Source organism: Streptomyces albidochromogenes, from assembly GCF_005981925.1.
GTDB lineage: Bacteria > Actinomycetota > Actinomycetes > Streptomycetales > Streptomycetaceae > Streptomyces > Streptomyces albidochromogenes.
On the sequence record NZ_VBVX01000307.1, the window covers coordinates 1 to 7,399 of the forward strand.

Annotated in this window: 9 protein-coding genes; 6 read left to right on the forward strand and 3 right to left on the reverse strand. The window is 72.3% G+C overall.

Annotated features, from left to right (window positions below; translation table 11 throughout):
* Positions 1 to 36 precede the first annotated feature (36 nt).
* Positions 37 to 798, reverse strand: a complete 762-nt coding sequence (locus E2E34_RS28195) for a DUF5819 family protein (RefSeq protein ID WP_138904714.1) — start codon at positions 796 to 798, stop codon at positions 37 to 39.
* Positions 799 to 946: 148 nt separating this feature from the next.
* Here E2E34_RS28195 and paaA point away from each other — a divergent pair, with 148 nt between their 5' ends.
* From paaA to E2E34_RS28225, 6 genes are all read left to right on the forward strand, one after another.
* Positions 947 to 1,936, forward strand: a complete 990-nt coding sequence (gene paaA / locus E2E34_RS28200) for a 1,2-phenylacetyl-CoA epoxidase subunit PaaA (RefSeq protein ID WP_138904715.1) — start codon at positions 947 to 949, stop codon at positions 1,934 to 1,936.
* Positions 1,933 to 2,220, forward strand: a complete 288-nt coding sequence (gene paaB / locus E2E34_RS28205; protein WP_138898043.1) for a 1,2-phenylacetyl-CoA epoxidase subunit PaaB — start codon at positions 1,933 to 1,935, stop codon at positions 2,218 to 2,220. The genes paaA and paaB overlap by 4 nt, the downstream gene beginning before the upstream one ends.
* The gene (gene paaC, locus E2E34_RS28210; RefSeq protein WP_138904716.1) at positions 2,217 to 2,942 is read left to right on the forward strand and encodes a 1,2-phenylacetyl-CoA epoxidase subunit PaaC; all 726 of its coding nucleotides are present in this window, start codon (positions 2,217 to 2,219) and stop codon (positions 2,940 to 2,942) included. Before paaB ends, paaC begins: the two co-directional genes overlap by 4 nt.
* Positions 2,936 to 3,433, forward strand: coding sequence for a 1,2-phenylacetyl-CoA epoxidase subunit PaaD (gene paaD, locus E2E34_RS28215; protein ID WP_138904717.1), 498 nt, complete (start codon positions 2,936 to 2,938; stop codon positions 3,431 to 3,433). The genes paaC and paaD overlap by 7 nt, the downstream gene beginning before the upstream one ends.
* Entirely contained in the window at positions 3,434 to 4,519 is a 1,086-nt protein-coding gene (locus E2E34_RS28220) for a 2Fe-2S iron-sulfur cluster-binding protein (protein ID WP_138904718.1), read from the forward strand. It abuts the gene before it with no gap.
* Between the two features lie 182 nt (positions 4,520 to 4,701).
* Positions 4,702 to 5,868: an acyl-CoA dehydrogenase family protein gene (locus E2E34_RS28225; RefSeq protein WP_138904721.1), complete on the forward strand. Its 1,167-nt coding sequence runs from the start codon at positions 4,702 to 4,704 to the stop codon at positions 5,866 to 5,868.
* Positions 5,869 to 5,952: 84 nt separating this feature from the next.
* Here the strand turns inward: E2E34_RS28225 and E2E34_RS28230 are convergent, their stop codons facing one another.
* Both E2E34_RS28230 and E2E34_RS28235 read right to left on the reverse strand, forming a co-directional pair.
* Positions 5,953 to 6,297, reverse strand: coding sequence for a rhodanese-like domain-containing protein (locus E2E34_RS28230; RefSeq protein ID WP_138904719.1), 345 nt, complete (start codon positions 6,295 to 6,297; stop codon positions 5,953 to 5,955).
* Positions 6,298 to 6,386: 89 nt separating this feature from the next.
* A complete protein-coding gene (locus tag E2E34_RS28235) occupies positions 6,387 to 7,325 on the reverse strand; it encodes a J domain-containing protein (protein WP_138904720.1) in 939 nt (312 codons plus the stop codon).
* Positions 7,326 to 7,399 lie beyond the last annotated feature (74 nt).

The following is a 7,399-nucleotide window of genomic DNA, read 5'->3' on the forward strand; positions in this document are numbered from 1 at the left end:
GCGTAGGGCGGGGGGACGGCGTACGGACGGGCTCGGTCACCGGGCCGCCTCCGACGCGTTCCGTGCGCCCTCCGGCAGATCCGCCTCGGTCACCGTCCACCAGGGCAGCACCCGGTGGGCCGGCCTGGTGTTCGTCTTCTCCTCGCTCCACGACGGCGCCTTCACCCATCTGGTCTCGGATCTGACCTGTATCCGCTCGATCTCGCCGCCCAGGTCCTGCTGGGCGAGGCGCAGCATCACCGTGCGCCGGACATAGCGCTCGGAGAGGGCGCCGCGCATGCCGTTCGGCTTGTTCGCGGTGTCGTGGGAGGCGGTGTAGAAGTCCCAGGCCCGCCGCAGCGCGTTCTGCACGGTGTGGCTCGGCAGGAGATTGCCGCGGATCGCCTCGCCGTCCTGCGCGGACAGGTCGATCCAGCCGGTGGTCCTCCACTGGCCGTCGGCGGTGCGGACCTGCGCCCGCACCTGGACGGCGATGTTCTGCTGGAGCGGATTGGGAGCGAAGAGCTTCCAGTTCTGCTCGAACTCGGGGTACACCCAGTCGTCGATCGCCTCACCGTTCTGCTTGGTGAGGGTGTTGGACGGCGCGACGTGCAGGAAGACCATCCCGAGATGCACGCAGGCGATGACCCCGACGACGGCGAGCGCGAGGGCCGCCACCGCCTGGTACGGCAGGGAGAGGGCCGCGATGCCGCCCCCCGGTATGCCAGGCGCGCGCGGGGCCTGCGGGGCGTCCGCGGCACCCGGCCCGGGACCGTCGTCCCGTCCGGCGCTCACGCCCCTGTCCTCGTACGAATCCATCCCGCCCCGATCACCGTCGGCCCGCACAGTTATCCACAGGGTTGACACCCTACGGGCCGTCGACTCACCATTGAAGTCATCGGACCGAACGATCGGTCGGTCGGGACGCCGGCAAGGACGACACCGGCAGGGACGGCAGGGGGCTCGGATGGCTACAGCAGCTGCGCACCGCACGACGGCTGAGGCGCAGGCCGCGGAGGCGGAGCGCACGGCCGCCCACGAGGCGGCGTTCGACGCCGCGGTGGCGGCGGACGAGCGCATCGAGCCCCGGGACTGGATGCCGGACGCCTACCGGGCTTCGCTGGTCCGCCAGATGGCCCAGCACGCCCACTCGGAAATCATCGGCATGCAGCCGGAGGCCAACTGGATCACGCGCGCGCCCTCGCTGCGCCGCAAGGCGATCCTGATGGCCAAGGTGCAGGACGAGGCGGGACACGGGCTGTACCTCTACAGCGCCGCCGAGACCCTGGGCACCGGCCGCGAGGAGCTCCTCGACAAGCTCCACTCGGGCCGCCAGAAGTACTCGTCGATCTTCAACTACCCCACGCTGACCTGGGCCGACGTCGGCGCCATCGGCTGGTTGGTGGACGGCGCCGCGATCACCAACCAGGTGCCGCTGTGCCGCTGCTCCTACGGACCGTACGCACGGGCGATGGTCCGGATCTGCAAGGAGGAGTCCTTCCACCAGCGCCAGGGGTACGAGCTGCTGCTCCACCTCAGCAACGGGACGCCCGAGCAGCACGCGATGGCGCAGGACGCGGTGGACCGCTGGTGGTGGCCGTCGCTGATGATGTTCGGCCCGCCGGACGACGAGTCGGCCCATTCGGCCCAGTCGATGACCTGGAAGATCAAGCGCCACTCCAACGACGAGCTGCGCCAGCGCTTCGTCGACATCGCCGTCCCGCAGGCCGAGGCGCTCGGGCTCACCCTGCCCGACCCGGACCTGCGGTGGAACGAGGAGCGCGGACACCACGACTTCGGCGCGATCGACTGGGACGAGTTCTGGGACGTACTGAAGGGCAACGGTCCCTGCAACGAGCAGCGGATCTCACAGCGGCGCACGGCGCACGAAGAGGGCGCCTGGGTCCGGGAGGCGGCGAGCGCGTACGCCGCGAAGCACGGGAAGGCAGCAGCATGACCCACTCCGACTGGCCGCTCTGGGAGGTGTTCGTGCGCTCGCGCCGCGGACTGTCCCACACCCACGCCGGCAGCCTGCACGCACCGGACGCGGAGATGGCCCTGCGCAACGCCCGCGACCTCTACACCCGCCGGTCCGAGGGCGTCTCGCTGTGGGTCGTCCCGTCCACGGCGATCACCGCCTCCTCGCCGGACGAGAAGGACCCCTTCTTCGAGCCCGCCGCGGACAAGCCCTACCGGCACCCCACGTTCTACGAGATCCCCGAGGGAGTGCGGCACCTGTGAACCGCGTACCCGTGACCGCCGCACCCGCAGCCCTCGCCCTGGGCGACGACGCCCTGGTCCTCTCGCACCGGCTGGGGGAGTGGGCGGGCCACGCCCCCGTGCTGGAGGAGGAAGTGGCCCTCGCGAACATCGCGCTGGACCTGCTGGGGCAGGCCCGTGTCCTACTCTCCCTCGTCGGCGACGAGGACGAGCTGGCGTACCTCCGCGAGGAACGGGCCTTTCGCAACCTCCAGCTCGTCGAGCAGCCGAACGGCGACTTCGCCCAGACCATCGCGCGCCAGCTCTACTTCTCCACCTACCAGGAGCTGCTGTACGCCCGGCTGGCGGCCGGGGACGGCGAGTTCGCCCCGCTGGCGGGGAAGGCCGTCAAGGAGGTCGCGTACCACCGTGATCATGCCGAGCACTGGACGCTGCGCCTCGGCGACGGCACCGCGGAGAGCCACGAGCGGATGCAGCGGGGCTGCGACGCGCTGTGGCGCTTCACCGGCGAGATGTTCCAGCCCGTCGAGGGCGTCGACGCCGACTGGCAGCAGCTGGAGGACGACTGGCGGGAGTCGGTCGGCGCGGTGCTCCAGCGGGCGACGCTCACCGTGCCCGAGGGGCCGCGCAGCGGCGCGTGGACGGCCGGAGCCGGCCGCCAGGGCCTGCACACGGAACCGTTCGGGCGGATGATCGCCGAGATGCAGCACCTGCACCGCAGCCACCCGGGGGCGACATGGTGACCGAGACGCACCTGGAGGCCGAGCTGCGCCGGGTCGCGGGCTCCGTCCCCGACCCTGAGCTGCCGGTCCTGACCCTGGAGGAGCTCGGCGTCCTGCGCGCCGTCCACGTCTTCGGACCCGGCAGGGTCGAGGTCGAGCTGACCCCGACGTACACCGGCTGCCCGGCGATCGAGGCGATGTCCTCGGACATCGAGCGCGCGCTGCACGACCACGGCATACCGGAGGTCTCGGTGCGCACCGTGCTGTCCCCCGCCTGGTCGACGGACGACATCAGCGCCGAGGGCCGCCGCAAGCTGGCGGAGTTCGGCATAGCCCCGCCGCGCCCGCAGCCCGCCGACGGCGGGCCCGTACCCCTCACGCTGTCGGTGCGCTGCCCGCACTGCGGCTCCACGGACACCGAACTGCTCAGCCGGTTCTCCTCCACCGCGTGCAAAGCGCTGCGCCGCTGCGTCTCCTGCCGCGAACCGTTCGACCACTTCAAGGAGTTGTAGATGCTGTCCTCAGACGCCGGACGGGCTGGGTTCCATCCGCTCCGGGTCCGCGAGGTCGAGCGGCTCACCGACGACTCCGTGGCCGTCACCCTCGCCGTGCCGCCCGAGCTCCGCGAGACCTTCCGGCACGCGCCCGGCCAGCACATAGCGCTGCGCCGCGTGGTGGCCGGCGAGGAGATCCGCCGTACGTACTCGATCTGCGCGCCGGCCGCCGAAGCACCGCTGGAGCCGGTGCTTCGGGTGGGCATCAGGCTCGTCGACGGCGGCGACTTCTCGACGTACGCCCTCAAGGAGCTGAGCGTCGGCGACACGGTCGAGGCGATGGCGCCGACGGGGCGCTTCGTCCTGGAGCCGCGCCCGGGCCGCTTCGCGGCCGTGGTCGGCGGCAGCGGCATCACGCCGGTGCTCTCGATGGCGGGCACGCTGCTGGCGCGGGAGCCCGACGCCAGTTTCTGTCTCGTCCGCAGCGACCGCACGGCGGCCTCCACGATGTTCCTGGACGAGGTGGCCGACCTCAAGGACCGGTACCCGGACCGGTTCCAGCTGGTCACCGCGCTGTCCCGGGAGGAACAGCAGGCGGGTCTGCCGTCCGGCCGGCTCGACGAGGAGCGGCTGACGCAACTGCTGCCCGCGCTGCTGCCGGTGGCGGACGTGGACGGCTGGTATCTGTGCGGGCCCTTCGGGCTCGTGCAGGGGGCCGAGCGGGCGCTGCGCGCCCTCGGGGTGGCGCGCAAGCGCATCCACGAGGAGATCTTCCACGTCGACGACGGCACGGCCACGGTTACGAGCAGTCCGGTGCCGGCCCCGGCGAGCAGCACCCTCACCGCCACGCTCGACGGCCGGTCGGGCAACTGGCCGGTGCTGGACGGCGAGTCGCTGCTTGAGACGGTGCTGCGCAGCCGCGCGGACGCCCCGTACGCCTGCAAGGGCGGGGTGTGCGGCACCTGCCGTGCCTTCCTGGTCTCCGGCGAGGTGCGGATGGACCGCAACTACGCGCTGGAGCCGGAGGAGACCGAGGCGGGCTATGTCCTGGCCTGCCAGTCGCACCCGGCGACGGCGGAAGTGGAGCTCGACTTCGACCGCTGAGTCCCCGGCTTCCGCCGAGTCCGCTGCCGGGCCCGCGCTCCGGGCCTGTGCTCCGGTGCCCGCGCTCCGGGCCCGTTCCTTCCCCGGCTGTGTTCTTTTTCAGGAACGTGTTCTATCTTGACGCTCCGTCAGGTGACGGACGTCGGATGTGCGCGGTTTCCGGGGCGCGGGAGGGCAAGGACGTGGACTTCACCTTCACCGAGGAGCAGCAGGCGGCCGTCGAAGCGGCGAAGGCGGTCTTCTCCGGCGTCGCGCCCGACCGGGTGCCGAGCCCCGCGCTGTCACCGGGCGCTGTGGCCGACGACTTCGACCGGCCGCTGTGGGCCGGGCTCGCCGGATCGGATCTGCTGAGCCTGGTCCTGGCCGCCGAACACGGCGGGGCGGGTCTCGACCCCATCGCCCTGTGCCTCGTGCTGCGCGAGTCCGCGAAGGTGCTCGCCCGGGTGCCGCTGCTGGAGAACAGCGCGGTCGCGATGACCGTACAGGCTTACGGCAGCCGGGAGTTGGCCGCACAGATCCTGCCCCGGGCAGGCCGCGGCGAGCTGGTGCTGACGGCCGCCGCCAACGGCCGGACGGGTCACGACCCGGCCGAGCTGGCCGTCACCGCGCGGCGACAGGACGGTTCCTGGCTGCTCCACGGGGTCCAGACGGGCGTGCCGTGGGCGCAGAGCGCGGACCGTATCGCCGTGCCCGCTCACACGGAGCCGCACGCGGACCACGCGGACGCGTACGGGGGGACGGCCCGAGCCGTGGTCGCGCTGGTCCCCCGCGACCACCCGGGCGTCACCCTGGCCGACCAGGTCTCCACCAACGGCGAGCGCTTCGCCGAGGTCCGCCTCGACGCCGCGAGGGTCGGCGACCACGAGGTGATCGACGCCGAGGGTGCCTGGGAGTGGCTGCGTGATCTCCTCACCACCGGGACGTGCGCGCTGGCGCTGGGGCTCGGTGAGCGCGTACTGGCCATGACGAGCGAATACACCGGTAAGCGCGAGCAGTTCGGCTTCCCCGTCGCCACCTTCCAGGCGGTGGCCGTCCAGGCCGCCGACCGCTACATCGATCTGCGCGCGATGGAAGTGACCCTCTGGCAGGCCGCCTGGCGGCTGGCCACGCGCTCTTCGGGCGCGCTGCCGGTGTCGGGCGACGTGGCGGTGGCGAAGATCTGGGCGTCCGACGGGGTACGCCGTGTCGTGCAGACCGCGCAGCATCTGCACGGCGGCTTCGGTGCGGACACCGACTACCCCCTGCACCGCTACCACGCGTGGGCCAAGCAGATCGAGCTGTCGCTCGGTCCCGCCGCCGCGCACGAAGAGGCACTGGGCGACCTGCTGGCCGCGCACCCCCTCGGCTGAACCGGCGCCGACGACGGCCCCGGACCCGCCCCGGGTAGCCGGAACCCCGAGGACGGGAGCGCGGTCCGGCGGCGGGAGGGGTGGTCAGAGGACGAAGGCCGGGGAGCCGTTGTCGGTGACCATGGGGCGTCCCGCGCCGTCCCAGGCGAGCATCCCGCCGTCGACGTTGACCGCGTCCAGGCCCTGCTGCACCAGGTACTGCGTGACCTGCGCGGACCGGCCGCCGACGCGGCACATCACGTGGACCCGCTGCCCGTCCTCCGCCGCTTCGGTCAGCTCACCGAAGCGGGCCACGAAGTCGCTCATCGGGATGTGCAGGGCCCCCTCGACGTGACCGGCTGCCCACTCGTCGTTCTCCCGTACGTCCAGCACGAAGCCGTCGGCCGGGACCGCGGCGGCGGCGACGGAGGGGAGCGGGGCGAAATTCATGGGTCATGCCTTCTCTCGTACATACAACCGTGTGTACTCAGTGTGCTCGTCGCAGCGGGGTCTCGTCCGGCGATCTCTCGTCCGGCAACCTACTGCACCAGTCTCGCCAGCTCCGCCTCACGCTCGGAGACCTGCGCGAGCAGCTGCTCGGCGATCTCCTCCAGCAACCGGTCCGGATCCTCGGGCGCCATCCGCAGCATCGACCCGATGGCGCTCTCCTCCAGCTCCTGGGCGATGACCGACAGCAGCTCCTTGCGCTGGGAGAGCCACTCCAGCCGGGCGTAGAGCTCGTCACGCTCGGGCCGCAGCTCCTTGGGTTCGGGCCCGGCCGCCCACTCCTCCGCGAGGGCGCGCAGCTGCTCCACGTCACCGCGCCCGTACGCGGCGTTGACCCGCGTGATGAACTCGTCCCTGCGGCTGCGCTCCGTCTCGTCCTGCGCGAGGTCGGGGTGCGCCTTGCGGGCCAGCTCGCGGTAGAGCTTGCGGGCCTCCTCGGTGGGCCTGACCCGCTTCGGCGGCTGCACGGTCTGCCCGGTGAGCATCGCCGACGCCTCGGGCGAAAGGCCGTCGGAGTCCATCCAGTCGTGGAACAGCTCCTCGACGCCGGGCATCGGCATGACGATCGCCCGCGCCTCGTCCGCCTTGCGCCGGTCCTCCGGATCGCCCGTGCGGGCGGCCTTCGCCTCCGCGATGCAGGCGTCCAGTTCGTCGAGGCGCGCGTACATGGGGCCGAGCTTCTGGTGATGGAGCCGGGAGAAGTTCTCCACCTCGACCCGGAAGGTCTCCACCGCGATCTCGAACTCGATCAGCGCCTGCTCGGCGGCGCGCACGGCCTTCTCCAGCCGCGCCTCCGGCCGCTCCGCGGCGGCCTCCTGGGCCGGTTCCCGGTCACCACCGGCCGCCTGCCGACCGGCGGCGTCGTGGTCGGCCGTGCGCCCCGTCGCGGGCCCGGTCTCCTGACCGGCCGCGTGCGGGTCCTGCGCGTCGTCGTTCCGGGTCGTCGGCTCCCCGGGAGCTTCCTGAGTCACCCGACCAGCGTACGGGCGAGCGGGGCACCCGCGCTCACACCCCCGCAGACCCCCACGTCACACCGACCCCACAC